Source organism: Achromobacter sp. GQ309, assembly GCF_059759315.1.
This window is the reverse complement of the sequence record NZ_JCAXDP010000002.1, coordinates 230,194-247,335: the sequence shown is the minus strand read 5'-3', so window position 1 is coordinate 247,335 and position 17,142 is coordinate 230,194. Positions and strand designations below refer to the sequence as shown.

At 65.5% G+C, this 17,142-nt stretch carries 16 protein-coding genes; 8 read left to right on the top strand and 8 right to left on the bottom strand.

All coding sequences use genetic code 11. From position 1 onward, the window contains the following. Window positions 1-51: 51 nt before the first annotated feature. A complete protein-coding gene (locus tag AC6CIE_RS06455) occupies window positions 52-1,236 on the top strand; it encodes an EAL domain-containing response regulator (RefSeq protein ID WP_498091710.1) in 1,185 nt (394 codons plus the stop codon). Window positions 1,237-1,253: 17 nt separating this feature from the next. Here AC6CIE_RS06455 and AC6CIE_RS06450 read toward each other — a convergent pair whose 3' ends face one another. After that, window positions 1,254-2,879 carry a mucoidy inhibitor MuiA family protein gene (locus AC6CIE_RS06450; protein WP_498092108.1) on the bottom strand — a complete coding sequence of 542 codons (1,626 nt, stop codon included), beginning with the start codon at window positions 2,877-2,879 and terminating at the stop codon, window positions 1,254-1,256. 172 nt (window positions 2,880-3,051) lie between these two features. Further along, on the bottom strand, window positions 3,052-3,951 hold the full coding sequence (locus AC6CIE_RS06445) for a LysR family transcriptional regulator (RefSeq protein ID WP_498091709.1): 900 nt from the start codon (window positions 3,949-3,951) through the stop codon (window positions 3,052-3,054). Between the two features lie 104 nt (window positions 3,952-4,055). Here AC6CIE_RS06445 and AC6CIE_RS06440 point away from each other — a divergent pair, with 104 nt between their 5' ends. From AC6CIE_RS06440 to AC6CIE_RS06430, 3 genes are all read left to right on the top strand, one after another. Beyond that, on the top strand, window positions 4,056-5,333 hold the full coding sequence (locus AC6CIE_RS06440; protein WP_498091707.1) for an MFS transporter: 1,278 nt from the start codon (window positions 4,056-4,058) through the stop codon (window positions 5,331-5,333). A gap of 99 nt (window positions 5,334-5,432) precedes the next feature. Then, window positions 5,433-8,429, top strand: a complete 2,997-nt coding sequence (locus AC6CIE_RS06435) for a GAF domain-containing protein (protein WP_218343756.1) — start codon at window positions 5,433-5,435, stop codon at window positions 8,427-8,429. A 145-nt stretch (window positions 8,430-8,574) separates the two neighbouring features. Beyond that, the gene (locus AC6CIE_RS06430) at window positions 8,575-8,937 is read left to right on the top strand and encodes a hypothetical protein (RefSeq protein WP_175136553.1); all 363 of its coding nucleotides are present in this window, start codon (window positions 8,575-8,577) and stop codon (window positions 8,935-8,937) included. 122 nt (window positions 8,938-9,059) lie between these two features. Here the strand turns inward: AC6CIE_RS06430 and AC6CIE_RS06425 are convergent, their stop codons facing one another. Beyond that, window positions 9,060-10,505 (bottom strand): RNA polymerase factor sigma-54, encoded by a 1,446-nt coding sequence (locus AC6CIE_RS06425; protein WP_498091706.1) that lies wholly within the window; start codon window positions 10,503-10,505, stop codon window positions 9,060-9,062. A 157-nt stretch (window positions 10,506-10,662) separates the two neighbouring features. Beyond that, window positions 10,663-11,667: a sigma-54 interaction domain-containing protein gene (locus AC6CIE_RS06420; protein ID WP_281359546.1), complete on the bottom strand. Its 1,005-nt coding sequence runs from the start codon at window positions 11,665-11,667 to the stop codon at window positions 10,663-10,665. Between the two features lie 176 nt (window positions 11,668-11,843). Between AC6CIE_RS06420 and AC6CIE_RS06415 the strand changes: the two genes are divergently transcribed. Continuing rightward, window positions 11,844-13,229 carry a sigma-54-dependent transcriptional regulator gene (locus AC6CIE_RS06415; RefSeq protein WP_175136551.1) on the top strand — a complete coding sequence of 462 codons (1,386 nt, stop codon included), beginning with the start codon at window positions 11,844-11,846 and terminating at the stop codon, window positions 13,227-13,229. A 6-nt stretch (window positions 13,230-13,235) separates the two neighbouring features. Here AC6CIE_RS06415 and AC6CIE_RS06410 read toward each other — a convergent pair whose 3' ends face one another. Continuing rightward, window positions 13,236-13,610, bottom strand: coding sequence for a hypothetical protein (locus AC6CIE_RS06410; RefSeq protein ID WP_175185471.1), 375 nt, complete (start codon window positions 13,608-13,610; stop codon window positions 13,236-13,238). A gap of 151 nt (window positions 13,611-13,761) precedes the next feature. Between AC6CIE_RS06410 and AC6CIE_RS06405 the strand changes: the two genes are divergently transcribed. Continuing rightward, window positions 13,762-13,977: a hypothetical protein gene (locus AC6CIE_RS06405; protein WP_498091704.1), complete on the top strand. Its 216-nt coding sequence runs from the start codon at window positions 13,762-13,764 to the stop codon at window positions 13,975-13,977. 51 nt (window positions 13,978-14,028) lie between these two features. Here the strand turns inward: AC6CIE_RS06405 and AC6CIE_RS06400 are convergent, their stop codons facing one another. Next, the gene (locus AC6CIE_RS06400) at window positions 14,029-14,295 is read right to left on the bottom strand and encodes a hypothetical protein (protein ID WP_175136549.1); all 267 of its coding nucleotides are present in this window, start codon (window positions 14,293-14,295) and stop codon (window positions 14,029-14,031) included. Window positions 14,296-14,463: 168 nt separating this feature from the next. Between AC6CIE_RS06400 and AC6CIE_RS06395 the strand changes: the two genes are divergently transcribed. Continuing rightward, a complete protein-coding gene (locus AC6CIE_RS06395; protein ID WP_175121594.1) occupies window positions 14,464-15,054 on the top strand; it encodes a hypothetical protein in 591 nt (196 codons plus the stop codon). A gap of 7 nt (window positions 15,055-15,061) precedes the next feature. Then, window positions 15,062-15,706 carry a DUF4142 domain-containing protein gene (locus AC6CIE_RS06390; protein WP_498091703.1) on the top strand — a complete coding sequence of 215 codons (645 nt, stop codon included), beginning with the start codon at window positions 15,062-15,064 and terminating at the stop codon, window positions 15,704-15,706. A gap of 72 nt (window positions 15,707-15,778) precedes the next feature. On the opposite strand, the gene AC6CIE_RS06385 is transcribed toward AC6CIE_RS06390, so the two are convergent. Together AC6CIE_RS06385 and AC6CIE_RS06380 are read right to left on the bottom strand one after the other, a co-directional pair. Next, a complete protein-coding gene (locus AC6CIE_RS06385; RefSeq protein WP_218343765.1) occupies window positions 15,779-16,669 on the bottom strand; it encodes an SDR family oxidoreductase in 891 nt (296 codons plus the stop codon). 82 nt (window positions 16,670-16,751) lie between these two features. Beyond that, on the bottom strand, window positions 16,752-17,072 hold the full coding sequence (locus AC6CIE_RS06380) for an ElaB/YgaM/YqjD family protein (RefSeq protein ID WP_224776797.1): 321 nt from the start codon (window positions 17,070-17,072) through the stop codon (window positions 16,752-16,754). Window positions 17,073-17,142 lie beyond the last annotated feature (70 nt).

The window sequence follows — 17,142 nt, the reverse complement described above, 5'->3', positions numbered from 1 at the left end:
CGGTCAGCAATGCCAAAACCCGATGCCGGAGCGTCCCGACGGATTCTTCTCGTGGAAGATCACCCAGTCGAACGCGCCTACCTGCAGAACATGCTGCTGGCATTGGGCTATCGCCGCGTGGCGGGCTTGGCAAGCAGCATCGAGGCGGTCGGCGCGATCACGCGTCAATATCATGACGTGCTGATCAGCGACATCGTGATGGGCGAAGGCGATGGCACGCGGCTGCCCAACGACCTGCGCAGGCTGGTGGACGCGGGGCGCCTGAAAAGCATGCCGCCGATCATCTGGATCAGCAGCCTGAGCGACGAACTGCTGCAGTCGCATGTCCGCCTGGCCCTGCAGGCCGGTTGCCCTTCGGCGCAGGCGCTGTCCAAGCCCGTGTCGCGCGTGGCGATGCAACAGGCCATCAAGAATGCGCTGCACAGCATCGACGACGAATCGGCGTCGCCGGACAAACCCAAGTCGGTGCGGCGTGAAGTCATGGAAGCCGCGCTGAGCCAGGCGCTGCTTTCCGGCACCGGCATGAGCGTGGTGCTGCAACCCCAGATCAGCCTGTCGACGGGGCGCGTGGTCGCGGCCGAGGCGCTGTCGCGCTGGATCGATCCGAAGCTGGGCGCCATTTCCGCCGCCGACTTCGTACCGGCGGCGCACCGGCTGGGCATGGACCGCATGCTGTTCAGCCGCGTCACCGACCGCGTGCTGAACGTGTTGCGTCAGATGCAGGACGAGGACATCGCCGTGCCGATTGCGATCAACGCCTCGGCGTCCACGCTGTGCTCGCGCGACTTGCCCGGCCTGCTGGAGCAGAAGGTAGGGCAGGCGGGACTGCCCGCACGGCTGATCAAGGTGGAGCTTACCGAGGATGAGCCGGTCAACGACTGGCTCGCGCTGTCGTCGACGCTGAACCTTCTACGTGTGCGCGGCTTTGAGCTGGCGATGGACGATTTCGGCGCCGGCATCGCGTCCATGCGCCTCTTTTCCGCCATGCCGTTCAATGAATTGAAGATCGACCGCGACTTCATCGTGCATATGCACCGCGAGCCCGCCTCGCGCGCCGTCGTGGCGGCCGCGATTGAAATGGGGCGGGTGCTGGGCCGGCGCGTGGTCGCCGAAGGCGTCGAGCAGGAGCGCGATGTGCAGCTCCTGCGCGAACTGGGTTGCGATGTGGCGCAGGGCTACGGGATCTCCGTGCCCCTGGACCCCGAAGCGTTCATCGAGTTCTGCCGCACGCATTGAGGGTCACAGGTTGCACGTCACAGACCGAACACGGCAACGTCACCCGGATAGTCGACCGAAAACTTCAGCACGGTCTCGCGCGACTTGCCCGGCTCAAGTTCCCAGTCCCACACCAGCTTGCCGTCTTCCTCGCGCTTGATGTCGCGCTCGGACGGCGACAGCAGCTTGACCACGATCTTCTCGTTGCGCGAGATGGGCAGGCGGTCGGCGAAGGACACCTGTTCCTTGGTGGCCTTGTTGTTCTTGACGGTGATCTTGTACTCGTAGGTGACGCGCTTGCCGCTGCCCGAGAAACCGGTGCTTTCGGTATAGCGGTTCACCAGTTGGCGCTTGATGGAAATGCCATCGTCGGCGCCGAGGGCCAGCTCCAGTTTTTCGCCCGGCATCACGGCCTTCATGGCGCCTGAGGCCACGAACGCGTCATCCAGAAAGGTATTGAGCGGACCGGCCAGGAAGGGGAAGTCGGTGTTGTTGCTGGCCTGCGCAGTCAGGTAGACGGTCTCGCGCAGCCCCGGCGTGGATTGGTATTGCAAGGTCGCAGGCAGCTGGGTCGTTGCGATGGCGACGCGTTGCGTGGTGTTGTCCGACAGCAGCGTGGCCGGATTCTTGATCTGGAACGACGCGCTGGTCGCGGCGTTCTGGACCTGGGCCGTCGAGACATCGATGGCTTCGGCTTCGGGCTCGGGCAGCACGGCGCTGTCTTCCACCGCACTGGCGCGCGGCGCGCGCTTGGCGTGCATCTCGGCCTGCACGGCGGCGGGGGCGGGCGCGGCAACGGGCCGGGGCGGCGGGGGCGGCGCGGCCACGTCGATGATCCACGGACGCAGCGTCGGCGCGCCGCCGCCCAGGGACGGCCGGGCGGTGGACAGCGTCAGCTTCACGTTCTTCCAGTCTTCGCCGGTGTTCTGGCGGATGACGCCGAAGTAGCCCAGATCCACATTGCGGTCGGCGGGGCGCAGGCGCGCGTCGTAGGCCGGCGTCCAGCGTGCGCCCGCCACCGCATACGACAGCGCCAGGTCCAGCTTGCCGGCGCGCGCCATGTTGACCCGCAACGTGACGGTCTTCGTGCGACGGCCCGATTCGCCGCGCACCAGGCCAAGCTGGGTTTGCAGCGCCGTCATCTCGCGCTCCAGCTCGGTCTTTTGTTCTGCCACGCGCCGCAGGCCCGCCAGCGTCGTGGCCAGCGACTCGGCGCTGAGGGTCTGGATCGCCTTCAGTTCGTCCAGCGTGAGCCGCGCGCCGTCCTTGGCCGGTTCCGTGGCGCCGCGCTGCATCATCAGGATGAGTTCGCGCTGGTTATCCAGCACCGCAGCTTCGTCGTCCAGCGCGGCCTGACGGCTGACCAGCTTGTCGATCTGCGCCTCGATCTGCCGCACGCGTTCGTTGGCGGTGGCGGCTTGGTAGACGTCGCTGACCTTGACGTCAAGCAGTGTGGCCTGGCCGGTGCTCTTGGCAGACACCTGCAGCGAGTTTTCCTGGAGCGACGCGGGCAGGTTTTCCAGCACCAGCTCGTGTTCGCCCGCGGCTAGCTCGCTGCTGGCGGCGCGGGTGACGACGGCGCGATCCTGGTAGACAGTGACGGCGCCGATGGAGGAGGGCAGCGCGGCGGCGGCAGCCAGTCCGGGGATCGACGCAAAAGCCAGGGCCAGAAGGGTACGTCTCACGGGAGCACCTTTATAAAGTTGAACGCGGCTGACAGCGGGTCTCCCACGGGGACGCATCGCCGGCAAGCGCGAGAGTCTATCGCCGGCTTCGCCCGGACGGTTTACAGGAAATGACAAACGCGACAGGGGGATACGGCTGGTTCGTGAAAACTCAATCGCGTTCGGGATGCGCCAGCCGCCGCAACATGCCGACCGCGTTTTCCGCAGCCACCGATCGGTCGTGCCGCCGGTACGCCATGTCCAGCAGGGCGTGCGGGGCATCGCCCTTGATGGGCCGGTACTCGATGCCTTGCGCGCCCATGTGCCGCATGGCGGCGGGCACGATCGAAATGCCGACGCCCGCCGCCACCAGACTCACGATCGACGCCATCTGCGGGGCCTCCTGGATGACGCGCGGCGCAAAGCCGGCACGCTGGCAGGCGGACTGGATGGCGTCGTACAGGCCCGCGCCGATGGGCCGCGGATACAGCACAAAATCCTCGTCAGCCAGTTCGGCGATGGGAACGGCACGTTTGCGGCTGAGCGGATGGCCGGGCGGCAGGGCGATCAGCATCGGCTCGTCCAGCACGTGCTCGGATTCGAATTCGGCGTCCAGCACGTAAGGGGGGCGCACAAAGGCGACATCGACCTCGCCGGCGCGCAGCCCGCGCAGCAGCGAGATGGTATTGCTTTCGGTCAGGGTGATGCGCACGTCGGGATAGCGGTCGCGGAAGGCGCGGATGGCACGGGGCAGGTAGGGGTGGAATACGGCCGATGCGGTAAAGCCCACCGTGATGGCGCCGCGTTCGCCGCGGCCCAGCCGTCTGGCCATGTCGATGGCGCGGTCGGCGCTGGCCAGGATGGCGCGCGCATCGTCCAGGAACTGGGCGCCGGCTTCGGTCAGCGCGATGCCCCGGGGCAGGCGCAGGAACAGCGGCGTGCCGATCTCGCGTTCCAGTTGCTGGATCTGCTGGCTGAGCGGAGGTTGACCGATGCCCAGGCGGGCCGCCGCGCGCGTGAAGTGCAGTTCCTCGGCAACAGCGGTGAAGTAACGCAGGTGGCGCAATTCCATCGTTTTTAAATATGAACGGGTCGGGTTTCATATATTGGACATATGCAGGGGAAAAGTCTACTTTGTATGCACGGGCTCAAGCCCGGTGTTTTTCGAGAATCCTGATGTCTACCCCTTCTGCAAGTCCCGCAACCGAACGCGGCGCCACGGCGCCCGAATATCTGGCGCGCGGTACGCCGGGACTGCGCCGTGCCCAGTGGGCACTCTTTGCCGCCGGTTTTTCCACCTTCTCCCTCCTGTATTGCGTGCAGCCGCTGATGCCGCTGTTCACCCATGCGTTCAACGTATCGCCTGCGCAGAGCAGCCTGGTGCTGTCGCTGTGCACGGGGTTGCTGGCCATCGCGATCTTCTTTGTGGGCCTGTTTTCCGCCGCCTTGCCGCGCAAGCGGGTCATGGCGTGGTCCCTGTTTGCCTCCGCCGTCCTCGGAACCGTCGCGGCCGTCGCGCCGGACTGGCAGAGTCTCCTGGCGCTGCGCGCGCTGCAAGGCGTGGCGATGGGCGGGGTGCCCGCCGTGGCCATGGCCTACCTGGCCGAAGAGGTGGAGCCCGGCACACTGGGCTTCGCGATGGGGCTTTACATCAGCGGCAGCGCATTCGGCGGGCTGTCGGGACGGGTCATCACCGGCCTGGTGTCCGACCATTTCGGCTGGCGCGCGGCGATGGGCACGCTCGGATTGCTGGGCCTCATCGCGGCCCTGCTGTTTGTGTGGCTGCTGCCGGCCTCGCGCCGGTTCACGCCACGCCGGGGCCAGGGATGGGCGGGCGTGTGGGCGGATGTGCGGGAAGGCGCCGGCGCGCACCTGAAGAATGGTCCGCTGTGCGCGCTGTTCGCCATGGGCGGGCTGCTGATGGGCGCGTTCGTCGCGGTCTACAACTATGTCGGCTTTCGCCTGCTGCTGCCGCCGTTCTCGCTCAGCCAGACCTTCATCGGGTTCATCTTTGTCGTCTACCTGGTGGGCATCTTCGCCTCGACCTGGTTCGGCCGCCTGGCTGACCGGCACGGGCGCGGCGCGATGCTGGCCGCTGCGTCCGGCCTTGCCCTGGGGGGCCTGCTGTTGACCCTTTCCAACGCGTTGCCCGTGCTGATCGCAGGCATCGTCGTCTTCACCTTCGGCTTTTTTGCGGCCCACGCCGTCGCGAGCGGCTGGGTCGGGCAGATGGCGCGCGGCTACAAGGCGCTGGCCGCCTCGTTCTACCTGCTGGTCTATTACGTGGGGTCGAGCGTGCTTGGGGCGCTTGGAGGCCAATTCTGGACCGTCGGCGGCTGGCATGGCGTGGCCGCCATGGCGGGCGGGTTGCTGGCCGCCGCGCTCGTGATCAGCGCGGGTCTCGCCTGGCGCACGGGACGGCATGCCGCGGCGGGCGCCGCTGGTCCCGCCTGACTTCCCCTCTTTTTTCAGGGAAGGGTAGCGTCGCGTTACGCAGGGTTGCGCCACGCGCGCTTCTATCGCGATACATTCTGTATTGCGATAGGGGGAACCATGCTGACCAAGCAAGACCGCGTGTCCCTGCCATGGACCGACACGCTAGCTCGTCTGGAAGACGAACGCATCATGCTGGAGCGCATAGCTGCCGGCGTACCGATCCGGCAGGTACTGGAACATGTGCTGAACGCCGTCGAGGCGCAGTCGAGCGTGACGCTGCGCGCGTCCATTGCGGTGGTGGACGACGCAGGAACCGAATTGCGGCATTGCGCCGCACCCGGCCTGCCGGACGCGTTCAATGCCGCCGTGGACCGGGTAGCCATCGGGCCGATGACCGCTTCGTGGGGCGCGGCAGCGCATTCGGGCAAGCCGGTCTACACCGACGATATTGCCAACGATCCGCGTTGGGCGCCGTGGCGCGACCTTGCCTTGGAGAATGGCTTGCGCGCGTGTTGGTCCACGCCGATCAAGGCGCCAGACGGACGGCTGTTGGGCGTCTTCTCCAATTACTACGAAGAATGCCGGCTGCCGACCGCGCAGGATATCGACGCGATCGCGCTGGTAACGCGTAGCGCGGCGTTAGCGATCGAAAGGCATCTGCTGGACGTGGCCTTGCGACGCAGCGGCGAGCGCTGGCGGGCGATGTTCGACGGCATGCAGGAAGCGTTTTTTCTTGCCGAAGCGCTGCGCAGCGAGGACGGCCGCATCGCCGACTTCCGCTTTCTGGAGGTGAACCCCGCCTTTGAACGCCAGAGCGGCATGCGCGAGGGCGACACGCTGGGCCACACGCTGCGCGAGATGATTCCCGGCGTTCCCAGCCAGATCCTGGATACGTTCGCGCAGGTCGTGGAGTCGGGCGAGCCCGCCCAATTTGAATTTGCCGTGCCCGCGCCCAAGGATGCGTGGTACGAGGCGCGGGCGCGCAAGGAAGGCCCCGATCGCATCATGGCGCTGTTTCTTGACGTCACCGCGCGCAAAGCCGCCGAGACCGAGCTGTGGGAAGGCCAGCATCGCAAGAATTTCCTGCTGGCGCTGGGCGACCGCATGCGAGAACTCCATCTGCAGCCGGCCATCGAGGAAACCGCCTGCGCGGGATTGGGTCAGCACCTGTCGCTGGGACTGGTGGCGGTTCTGGACTGGGCCGGCGACGGCGCGGCGCCGGTGGTGTCGACCTGCTGGCGTTCCGAGCATGATGTGGCGAGCCACGGCGCGCTGGCGACAGAACAACTGGACGAAGATTTTTTCGACGCCGTCCGCAAGGGGCGCACGACCTATCTGCAGCCGCTGGTGGCGCAAGAGGGCGGCGACATCCGCCCGTCGGCCATCGTCGTGCCGATGCGCCGCTGGGCGCGGCAAGGCGGTGCGCTGCTGGTCCGCCCCTTGTCGAGCAGCCGGCTCAAGCCGGCGGATCTGGCGTTCATCGAGGAAGTCGCCGAACGGATGTGCGACGCGGTCGAGCGTTCGCAATACGCACGCATGCTGGAGCAGCGGGTGGAGCACGCCATTGCCGAGCGGGATCGCATCTGGCGAATGTCTCCCGAGCTGCTGGCCGTCATCGACAGCAGGGGCCGGTTTGCCAGCGTGAATCCGGCCGTGCAACCCATTCTGGGCTGGAGTCCCGACCAGTTTCTGTCGATGGGGCTGGCCGAGCTGATCCACCCGGACGACCTGGACGCGACGCGCACCGCCTGGTCGCCGCACGCGCAGGCGGACGGCACCCAACCCGCCCGGCACCTGGAAAACCGGGTCCTGCGGCGCGAGGGCGGCTACAGCTGGATCACGTGGAGCATGTCGTGGTCGCAAGAGAGCCTGTACGTCGCGGGACGTGATGATTCCGATCTGAAAGCGCAGGCCGAGGCGCTGGCCGACACCGAGAATGCATTGCGCCAGGCCCAGAAGATGGAGGCGGTGGGACGCCTGACCGGCGGCATCGCGCACGATTTCAACAACATGCTCCAGGGCATCACCGGTGCGCTGTATCTCATTCAGCGCAAGCTGTCTGCCGGCGTGCCCGAACAGGCGCAGCGGTTCATCACGGTGGCCATGGATTCAGCGAACCGTGCAGCGCACCTGACGCAGCGCCTGCTCACCTTCTCGCGGCGCCAGCCGATCGACCCCAAGCCGTTCAGCGTGGAGGGCACGCTGCATTCCATGATGGACCTGTTCCATCGGTATACCGGCGAGCGCGTGAATCTGGTCTTCGATCTGGACCCGGACCTGTGGCCGATCAATTGCGACAAGAACCAGTTTGAGAACGCGATGCTCAACCTGGTGATCAACGCCTGCGATTCCATGCCCAATGGCGGCGTGTTGACCATTGCGGCGGCAAACACGCAGCTGGACGAAGCGTCGCTGCGCCAGAGCCCAGGCGTCAAGCCGGGCCCGTTTGTCGAGGTCACGGTGTCAGACGTGGGCTGCGGGATGTCGCCCGATGTGCTGGCGCACGCCTTCGACCCGTTCTTCACCACCAAGCCGCTGGGCGAAGGCACGGGGCTCGGGCTGTCCATGACTTACGGTTTTGCCAAGCAGGCCGGCGGCAGTGCCGTGCTGGAAAGCGCCGTAGGCGTCGGGACGTCGGTGCGGCTGTACCTGCCTCGCCATCAAGGCGTGCCGGAACAGGCCGCGGATGCGCCGCGGGCGACCGGCACGCAAGCGGCGTCGGCCGGCCAGGCCTTCGTCATCGTCGTCGAAGACGACACGAACGTGCGCGAAATGGTGCGCGAGTCGCTGGTGGATATGGGCCTGCATGTGTTGACGGCCGGCGACGGGGAGGCAGGTCTGGAGCTGGTGACGTCCACGCGTAACCTGAGCCTGCTGGTGACGGACGTTGGCCTGCCCAACCTGAACGGCCGGCAGTTGGCGGACGCCGCGCGCGTCGCTCACCCCGGCCTGCGCGTGCTGCTCATGACGGGCTACGCCGAAAGCGCGGCCAGCGCGGGTGGTTTCCTGGAGGACGGCATGGAACTCATCGTCAAGCCGTTCTCGCTGGATGCGCTGGGCGAACGGGTGCAGCGGATGCTGGAGGAGAGCGCGGGGCCGCAGCGGGCGGGGTAGAGGTCAAATAGGCGGTCAAGTGTTTCAACGGCAGGTAAAAAATGCCCCGCATGGCGGACTACCGCAGGGGGAGTAGATAAAGCGGGGGTCAGGCACGGGGCTTGCGACTAGGTTGAAGCATTTCAACCAAGGAAGGAGCTACGCTATGAAATACCGTGCCATGACTTGCGCGTTTGCCATGATTGCCGGCCTTGCCGCCGGCGGTGCCTATGCCCAATCCACGGGCCGCAGCTCGCCCCCGACCTCGCCGTCCACGACGCCGAATGACGGGGCTGCCGTGCCGCCCAACACCCAGGTGCCTCCGGGCCAGATTCCGCCCGCCCCGAACGCGGCGCCCCAGACCGGCACCACGCCGCCGAATCTGGACAAGAGCGGTCACATGAAGTCCGACAAGCATGGGTCGGAAATGCCCAATCGCAAGCGCGAAGCCAATGACAATGTGCCGGCTACTCCGGCCGGAGGCGCCGCGCCTCCTCCGGGATATCCGAACACGGGCGGCAGCAAGTAAGCAGCCCCACACAAAAAGGCTTCCGAAAGGAAGCCTTTTTTTTGTAGGGCGGAAATCAAGTCGGGATTAAATGCCGTTCCCGCCCAAGCAATCGCGACACCGGTTCATGCCGGTGCCGCGATTCAGTGCTGGCGGCGCAATTCAGCGGGCGGCACGCGCAACTGGCCGCGGTATTTGGATACGGTGCGGCGGGCGAGAAGAATGCCGTTGGACGCCAGTTGCTGCGTCAACGCCACGTCGGAAAGCGGCATGGACGGGTCTTCGGCGTCCACCATTTCCTTGATCAGCGCGCGGACGGCTGCGGCGGAACACGAGCCGCCCGATTCGGTTGCGAGTTCGCGTGAGAAGAAGTGGCGGAATTCAAAGACGCCGCGCGGGGTCGTCATGTACTTGCTGACCGTGGCCCGCGACACCGTGGACTCGTGCATGTTCAGATCATCGGCGACTTCGCGCAGCATCAGCGGACGCAGGGCGACTTCGCCGTACTCAAAGAACATCTGCTGGCGCTTCACGATCGCTTCGGCCACGCGCTGGATGGTGGTGTAGCGCTGCTCGACATTTCGCACCAGCCAGCGCGCCTCCTGCAGCTCTTGCGCCATGGGGCTGCGGTCGTCCAGCCGGGCGCGGCGGAAGAGGTCCGCATAGGCGCTATGCAGACGTGCGCGCGGCATGGCGCTGCGATTGGGCAGCACGCGCCAGCGTCCCTGCCATTTGTCGACAAACACATCGGGCACGACGTACACCGGCGCGTCGCCACTGTAGCGGCCGCCGGGCTTGGGATCCAGGCGCCGGATCAGCGCGCAGGCGTCGCGCAGGGCATCGTCCGAACATGCCAACGCGCGGCGCAGGCCGGCGTAATCGTTCTTGCCCAGACGTTCCAGATGGTCCTGCACGATGCGCTGGGCCAGCGCCCGCGTGGCGTCGTCTTCGTCGGGCAGCGCCGCCAGTTGCAGCGTCAGACATTCGCGCAGATCGCGCGCAGCGATCCCCGGCGCATCCAGTTGCTGCACCAGGCGCAGGGCAGCCATCCATTCGCTTTCGTCAGGAATCGGATTGATGTCTTCGTCGGCGGCCGTACAAAGATTTTCCATCGGGGTGCGAAGGTAGCCGTCGTCGTCCAGCGCGTCGATGATGAATTCAGCCAGCAGGCGGTCGCGCGGCTGCAGGTGGTAGTTGCCTAATTCGAAGGACAGGCGATCACGCATCGACACGTTGGCGCAGGCCCATTGGCCCAGATCGCTGTCGCCGCCGGACGGGGCGTGCGTGGGATAGTCACCGGAATAGGCCGGCGCGTCGGGCAGGGGTTCATCCATGTCCGGGCTTTCGGATGCGGCGACCGGTTCTGGCGCGGACTGTCCGTCGGCCTGCTCCGTCATCTCACCGCGGACGCCGGGCGCAGCCGGGGCCGCCTCGGGCTCCGATTCGTCCGGATCTTCGAGAAAAGGGTTCGTCGCAAGCGCGTGTTGCACGGCCGTGGTGAACTCCAACGCCGACATCTGAAGCAGCTTGACGGATTGTTGCAGACGCGGCGCCAGCGTCATTTGCTGGCGCAGGCGAAGTTCTTGCATCGGGTGGCCCAATCGAGTCTCCTGAAGGGGCAGCCGCCGGAAGGCGGCTCGTTCCTTTCATAGACGCAAAAAACGTGCCAACCGCACTTGAGAGGGGTAGCCGCGGCGGGAACGCGGCATGCTGGGACAGTATTACAAAGGGGATGGTAATAACTGCTCAGGCGGCCGCTTCGGGCTCGTCTTTTTCATAGACGTCCAGGCGGTTATACAGCGTCTTCAGACTGACGCCGAGCGTCTCGGCGGCCAGACGCTTGTCGCCGGCATGATGCGCCAGCGTGGCCAGGATGAACTCGCGCTGGGCCCGGCCAAGCGGCATACCTACGGGAAAGTTCAGCGCGCCTTCGCGCATCTGGGCCTGGTTCGGGCCGCGCTTGCGCGTGAGCAGCTCGGCGTCCAGCTCGGTGTCGGCCATGATGTAGGCGCGCTGGATCACGTTGCGCAGTTCACGCACGTTGCCCGGCCAGTCGTGCGCCTTGATCGCTTCCAGCATGTGCGGCGAAAACGTCTTCTGCGTGCCATGCTGCGCATTCAACGTGTCCAGGAATTGCTTGGCAAGAAGCAGGGCGTCGTCGCCGCGCTCGCGCAGCGGCGGCACGCGCAGCGGAATCACGAGCAGACGGTGCAGGAAGTCCTGACGCAACCGGCCGTCCGCGACGGATGCGGCGGGGTCGCGGTTGCTGGCGCAGATGACGCGCACATTGGCGCGCAACACGTCGGTGCCGCCCACGCGTTGATACGTGCCGACTTCGAGCACGCGCAGGAAGTGCACCTGCATGTCCGGCGGCATTTCGGTGACTTCGTCCAGAAACAATGTGCCGCCGCTTGCAAACTCGAAATAGCCGGCATTCTGGGACACGGCGCCGGTGAAGCTGCCTTTTTCGTGACCAAAAAGTTCGGCATGCGCCAACGATCCGCTGATCGCGCCGCAGTTGACCGCCACGAACGGCTGGTCGCGGCGATCGCTCGCATCATGGATGGCCCGCGCTACGATTTCCTTTCCAGCGCCACTTTCACCGATAATGAACACGCTTGCATCGGTGGCCGCCGCAAGGGCGATCTGGTTTCCCAGTTTTCGCATCTGCGGCGACATGCCGCTGGTGTCGGCGAACACGGAAGTGGGCGAAGGCGCGGTGGTGCGCGTAGCGGTATTTCGACTAGCCATGCTTGATCCTCAGTCCCGGAAGCGGGCCTGCAATAAGTGCATCGTAGAGTGCAGCCTACTCTCTGATTGCGACGAGTTGCAAGCATTGGAAAACGTTGGTGGAATCCGAAAAATTTTTGCACTGGCCGCCCCCATAGTGACTATTCTGAGCGTTATAGAAGGGATACGGAGATAGCATGCCTCACCTGCTAATCGTCGATGACGACGATGCGATACGAGAAACACTGGCCGAAATCGGCCGCGATAGCGGGTTTTCGGTGGCCCTGGCAGCCAGCGTCAAGGACGCCCTGATCCAGCTCGAACGGCAAGCGCCCGACCTGGTGCTGACTGACGTCCGGTTGCCGGGCGGCAGCGGCATGGACATTTTCAAGAACGTTAATGCGAGTAGCGCGGAAGTCGTGGTGATGACCGGCCACGGTACTGTCGACAACGCCGTCCAGGCCTTGCGCCTGGGTGCGACCGACTATCTGGTCAAGCCGATCTGCATGGAGCGCCTGGAAGAAATCCTCAAGCGCATCATGGTGAATTCGGGCGGCGAGCTGCCCGGCACGCCTTTCGAGGAACCGGGCCGTTTCGGCAAGCTGTACGGCAAGTCCGAACGGATGCAGACGCTGTACCGCCAGATCGGGCGCGTGGCGCCCACCACCGTCACCACCTTGCTCATCGGCGAAAGCGGCACCGGCAAGGAACTGGCTGCCCATGCCATCCACGAACTCAGCCCGCGCCGCCAGCGGCCGTTCATCGCGGTCAACTGCGGCGCGATTTCGCCCAACTTGATCGAAAGCGAAATGTTCGGCCACGAGCGCGGCAGCTTTACCGGCGCCGACCGCCAGCACAAGGGCTACTTCGAACGCGCGGACGGCGGCACGCTGTTCCTCGATGAAGTCACCGAAATGCCGCTTGACCTGCAGGTCAAGCTGTTGCGCGTGCTGGAGACGGGGCAGTTCATGCGCGTGGGGACCAATCGCGAAATCGCCTGCGACATCCGCGTGGTGGCCGCCACGAACCGCAATCCGGAACAGGCCGTGCAGGAAGGCAAGCTGCGCGAAGACTTGTACTACCGGCTGAGCGTGTTTCCCATCGAACTGCCGGCGCTGCGCGACCGCGGCAGCGACATCCAGTTTCTGGCGCAGCGCTTCCTGCAGACGCTCAACGAAGAATCCGGCAAGAACAAGGCATTTTCGCCCGAAGCGGCTGCGGCACTGGAGCAGTACGAATGGCCGGGCAACGTGCGCGAACTGAAGAATTTTGTTCGCCGCGCGTTCATCATGGCTGACGGCGATGTGCTGGATCTGGAAATGCTGGTGCCGCAGGTCTCGCCTGCTGGCGAGTCGTCTGGCGGTCAGGTCAGCGTGCCTGTCGGAGAGACGCTGGCAGAGGCCGATCGGCGTCTTATCCTGGCGACGCTCGAACGCTGCAACGGCGTGAAAAAGCAAGCCGCTGCCGTGCTGGGCATCAGTCCCAAGACGCTCTACAACCGTCTTGAGGAATACGCGGCAGCGGGCTATCCGCTGCCTGGCGAGAATTCCCGGGCGGGCGGACCGTCCCGGGAATCCGCCTAGACCCGCTTATTTGTTGTAGCGGGTCTTCAGGTCTGCCATGCAGGCGTCCTTGGCATTACCGGACATGGCGTCGCACTTTTCCTTGCCGACTTTATAGTCGGCATCATTGCGCGTTTTCGCGGCGTCATGCGAGGCTTCGGCCTTTTCCTTGGCGGCCTTGGCGTCTGCCTTGGCCTTGTCGCGCGTGGCTTCGGCCTGTTGCTGGCAGACGTCCTTCTGGTTGCCCTTCATGCCGTCGCATTGTTTTTTGTCCATCTTGTATTGGTTGTCGATCTGATCGTTCGTGCGAACGCCGGCAGCGCCAGTCTGCGCGGAGGCCTGGAAGGCGAGGACCGAAAAGCACAGGGCGAAAGCGGGGCAAATCGTTTTGGACAGCTTCATGACTGACTCCTTGGGAAAGTGGTCCGGTAGTTGGCGGACCCGACCAGGGGCAGAGCAAGTGCCGTGCCCAGGTTTCTCAGGCACGGCGCTTGCGCATTGAGCCGCTACCTGTCCGCCATCTTCGGACGGGCGCGTTTCAAGGAGAGCATTCATGACGACCCAACACGAACAACAGCCGGGAAAGTCCAAGGCCAACACCCCGAAGGACGAAACGGAAGCGTCGAACCAGAGCGGCCAGTTTGGCGCGGATAAGGCGACCGACAAGGAAGAACCCTACAAGCGGGAATCGGACAAGAAGCCTAACCGCGGAGGGCCCGAGTACGAGGAGGGCGGTCAGTATCCCGGGAAGCGGCCCGAAGGGAAGTGACCGTTGCGCTTCGCGCTGCGCGGCGGGCGCCGCGCGAAGCAGACCCCGGGCTTAGCCGCCATTGCGGACCGGATCGGGCGCATCGCGCGAGATGCCGGCTTCGTCTGCGTCCGTGACGCGATCAGTGGCGACGTCTGCACCGTCGTCGTCCACGAAGTCCGGTTCCACGCTCTCGCGTTCGCCGGTGGCCTGGGAGTCGCTGTCGGTGTGCCGGCGGTCCAGCGGCAGGTCGCTGGCCGAATCGGAAGAGTCGCTGGGGCCCAGGTCGGGCCGGCCGCTGTCGTCAAGGTTCAGGTCGGTGTCGGGGATACGGGGCATGGGGATCTCCAAGTTGGGAAAAGCGCGTCCAGGACACATCCGCGGACGTCGCCATTTGCCGCCGAATTGCAGCAAGCGCCATGCCGCGATTGCCAGTCAAGGACCGAGCGGCGCCGCGCGGGTATGGAAGTTGCTCCTGAGGGGTGAATTTTCTACCGGGAGATTGTCATGTCCTTGATTGTCGCTGCACGGTTCCAGACCTTCGACGAAGCCACGCTGGCCGCCCAGAAGCTGTTTGCCGAGGGCTATACCGAGGACGACATCCACACGTTCTACGTCAGCATTGCGGGCGAGCACGGGCGCTTTCCGTTGGGCGGTGACCGCGTCGCCGACCCGGACGCCAAAGGCGGGCACTTCGGCGCCGTCGCCGGCGCGTCGCTACTGGGCCTGGTGTTCGCCTTGGTGGCGGGGGTGATCGCAGCGCAATTGGCTGCGTCCATCTTCATCACCATCGCGGCAGCGGGCGTGGGCGCTTATATCGGCGCGCTGGCGGGCGCCATGTGGGTGATCGGCCGCAAGAAACGCGTGCGCACGGCGCCGGGCGAACCGGAGAAGTCGCATCCGCCGGTGCGGCAGGCGGGCGTGATGCTGGCGCTGCATGTGGATATTGGGCGCGAACAGCAGGCGCGTCAGATTCTGCGCGCGGCAGGCGGCACGGACATCGAGCGCGCGAATGGCCGCTGGCAGGACGGCAAATGGCAGGATTTCGATCCGCTGGACCCGCCGCGCCGCGTCGAAGCGCCGACCACCGCGAATTGAAGGCCGAGTGGCCGCTCACGGAGACAGAACAATGAAGCCATTTACCATCCCCTCGTTGGCGGCTGTGGCCGCCGCGGTTGTCCTGGCGGGCGTTGGCCATGTAAGCCACGCCGCCGAACTGGACGCGTCCGACGCCCGCTTTCTGCAGGCGGCGTCGGGCTCGGGCATGTTTGAAGTACAGGCCGCCGAACTCGCCGGCAAGCGCGCGCAGGATGCGCAGGTGCGCGCTTTTGCGGCGAAGATGCTCGAACAGCACACCGCGGTGAACAAAGAACTGAAGGCGCTGGCCGCAGCGAAAAACGTGGCGCTCCCGGATCAGCCGGCCGAGCCGGAACGCGCGACGCTCCACGAGCTGGGCGGGTTGACCGGTGCGTCGTTCGACCAGCTTTACATCCAGAAGGCCGCCGTGGACGCGCACGCAACCGCCAACCGCCTGTTTGAGACTGCTGCGAAAGCGTCAGAAGACGCGCAGGTGCGTGACTTTGCGGTCCGCACCTTGCCGATGCTGAAAGATCACTATGCGATGAGCCGCGCGCTGCAGCGTGAGCCGGCCGTCAATGGTGAGAAGATCCATCCCGCGCCGAAGGGGGAAGCACCGCCGGTGTCCCCGGCGTCCCGCGCCGCGCCGGCTTCTGTGGTGCCGGAAAAGTGAAGGCCGGGTGACGGCGCGGCAGGGGGCGGGGGAATGGCCGCTACAGGGTACGAGCGGTCAGGGGCACGTCCCTCAGTCGCCCGCGCTGCCGGTGATGGGCAGCACGATGCCCGTGATGTAGCTCGAGCATTCGGGCGATGCCAGAAAGACGTAGGCCGGCGAGATTTCCTCGGGCTGGGCGGGGCGTTTCAGGTCCGTCTTTTCGCCAAACGACTTGATCTCTTCGGCGCTTCGGTCGGCCGGATTCAGGGGCGTCCACACGGGGCCCGGCGCCACCGCATTCACGCGGATGCCTTGCTCGGCCAGATTGGATGCGAGTGATCGCGTAAACGCATGGATCGCGCCCTTGGTCGCCGAGTAATCCAGCAGCTTGCCGCTGCCGTTCAGGCCCGTGACGGATCCTGTGTTGATGATGGCGTCGCCCGTCTTCAGGTGTTCAAGCGCCGCGCGCGCCATATAGAAATAACCGGTGATGTTGGTGCGCAGCGTCTTGTCCCATTTCTCGTCGCTGATTTCCGGCAGCGTGTCGGTATGCAGCTGGAAGGCGGCGTTATTGACCAGGATGTCGAGCTTGCCGAAATGCTTGACGACCTGCGCCACCGCTTCGTTGCAGAAGGCTGAATCCTGCACGTCGCCGGGGATCAGCAGGCACTGGCGGCCTTCGGCCTCGACCGCGCGGCTGGTCTCCTTGGCGTCTTCGTGTTCGTTCAGGTACAGCACCGCGACGTCAGCGCCTTCGCGCGCAAACAGGACGGCCACCGCGCGGCCAATGCCGGAGTCGCCGCCGGTGATGATGGCGACCTTGTCCTGAAGCTTGCCGCTGCCTTTGTATCCGGGCGCCCGGTACTGCGGTTTGAGCACCATGTCGGCTTCAACGCCTGGCTGTTCGTCCAGGTGCTGGCCTGGCATGGGCGGCGTGGGATGCGGGCGGTCGCCGGTCTGGGCGTTCTTGGGTGTGCTCATGTTTTCTCCCATTGGGCGGCGCGGGATGCGCCTTGCGCCCGGGAGTCAAGCAAACGCCGTTCCCGGCGACCGAGCCGACCGGCTACTGACGGCCGACGATGATGCCGAGCAGAAACGCCGCACCCGCCGCCAGCCCGACTGCCTGCCAGGGGCGCGCGTGAATGTATTCCTCGGTGCAATCCAGGGTTTCGCGCATCAGGTCATGCGCGTTGTCGGACGCGTCGCGCAAGCTTTGACGCGTGGCTTGAAGCTGATCGCCCAAGCGCGCCTTCAAGGCCTCAAGGTCGGTTGCCGAGCTGTCGCTGAGCGTGGCTTCCAACTCGTCAATCCAGCTTTCCGGATGCCGCGAGCGCCTGTAGGCGCCACGATTGTCGGGGCCGTTCTCGGGGAAGTCGGAAGGCATAGGGGTATTCGTCGTGGCCATCGAAAGCTCCTTGACTGTCGGGCGGAAAATGCGCCGGCGCGGCCGGCCC

What these genes read in the sequence shown, in the direction of transcription:
- AC6CIE_RS06445 (WP_498091709.1), bottom strand. Translation starts at nt 3,951, where the DNA reads ATGGAATTGCGCCACCTGCGTTACTTCACCGCTGTTGCCGAGGAACTG.
- AC6CIE_RS06440 (WP_498091707.1), top strand. Translation starts at nt 4,056, where the DNA reads ATGTCTACCCCTTCTGCAAGTCCCGCAACCGAACGCGGCGCCACGGCG.
- AC6CIE_RS06435 (WP_218343756.1), top strand. Translation starts at nt 5,433, where the DNA reads ATGCTGACCAAGCAAGACCGCGTGTCCCTGCCATGGACCGACACGCTA.
- AC6CIE_RS06430 (WP_175136553.1), top strand. Translation starts at nt 8,575, where the DNA reads ATGAAATACCGTGCCATGACTTGCGCGTTTGCCATGATTGCCGGCCTT.
- AC6CIE_RS06425 (WP_498091706.1), bottom strand. Translation starts at nt 10,505, where the DNA reads ATGCAAGAACTTCGCCTGCGCCAGCAAATGACGCTGGCGCCGCGTCTG.
- AC6CIE_RS06420 (WP_281359546.1), bottom strand. Translation starts at nt 11,667, where the DNA reads ATGGCTAGTCGAAATACCGCTACGCGCACCACCGCGCCTTCGCCCACT.
- AC6CIE_RS06415 (WP_175136551.1), top strand. Translation starts at nt 11,844, where the DNA reads ATGCCTCACCTGCTAATCGTCGATGACGACGATGCGATACGAGAAACA.
- AC6CIE_RS06410 (WP_175185471.1), bottom strand. Translation starts at nt 13,610, where the DNA reads ATGAAGCTGTCCAAAACGATTTGCCCCGCTTTCGCCCTGTGCTTTTCG.
- AC6CIE_RS06405 (WP_498091704.1), top strand. Translation starts at nt 13,762, where the DNA reads ATGACGACCCAACACGAACAACAGCCGGGAAAGTCCAAGGCCAACACC.
- AC6CIE_RS06400 (WP_175136549.1), bottom strand. Translation starts at nt 14,295, where the DNA reads ATGCCCCGTATCCCCGACACCGACCTGAACCTTGACGACAGCGGCCGG.
- AC6CIE_RS06395 (WP_175121594.1), top strand. Translation starts at nt 14,464, where the DNA reads ATGTCCTTGATTGTCGCTGCACGGTTCCAGACCTTCGACGAAGCCACG.
- AC6CIE_RS06385 (WP_218343765.1), bottom strand. Translation starts at nt 16,669, where the DNA reads ATGAGCACACCCAAGAACGCCCAGACCGGCGACCGCCCGCATCCCACG.
- AC6CIE_RS06380 (WP_224776797.1), bottom strand. Translation starts at nt 17,072, where the DNA reads ATGCCTTCCGACTTCCCCGAGAACGGCCCCGACAATCGTGGCGCCTAC.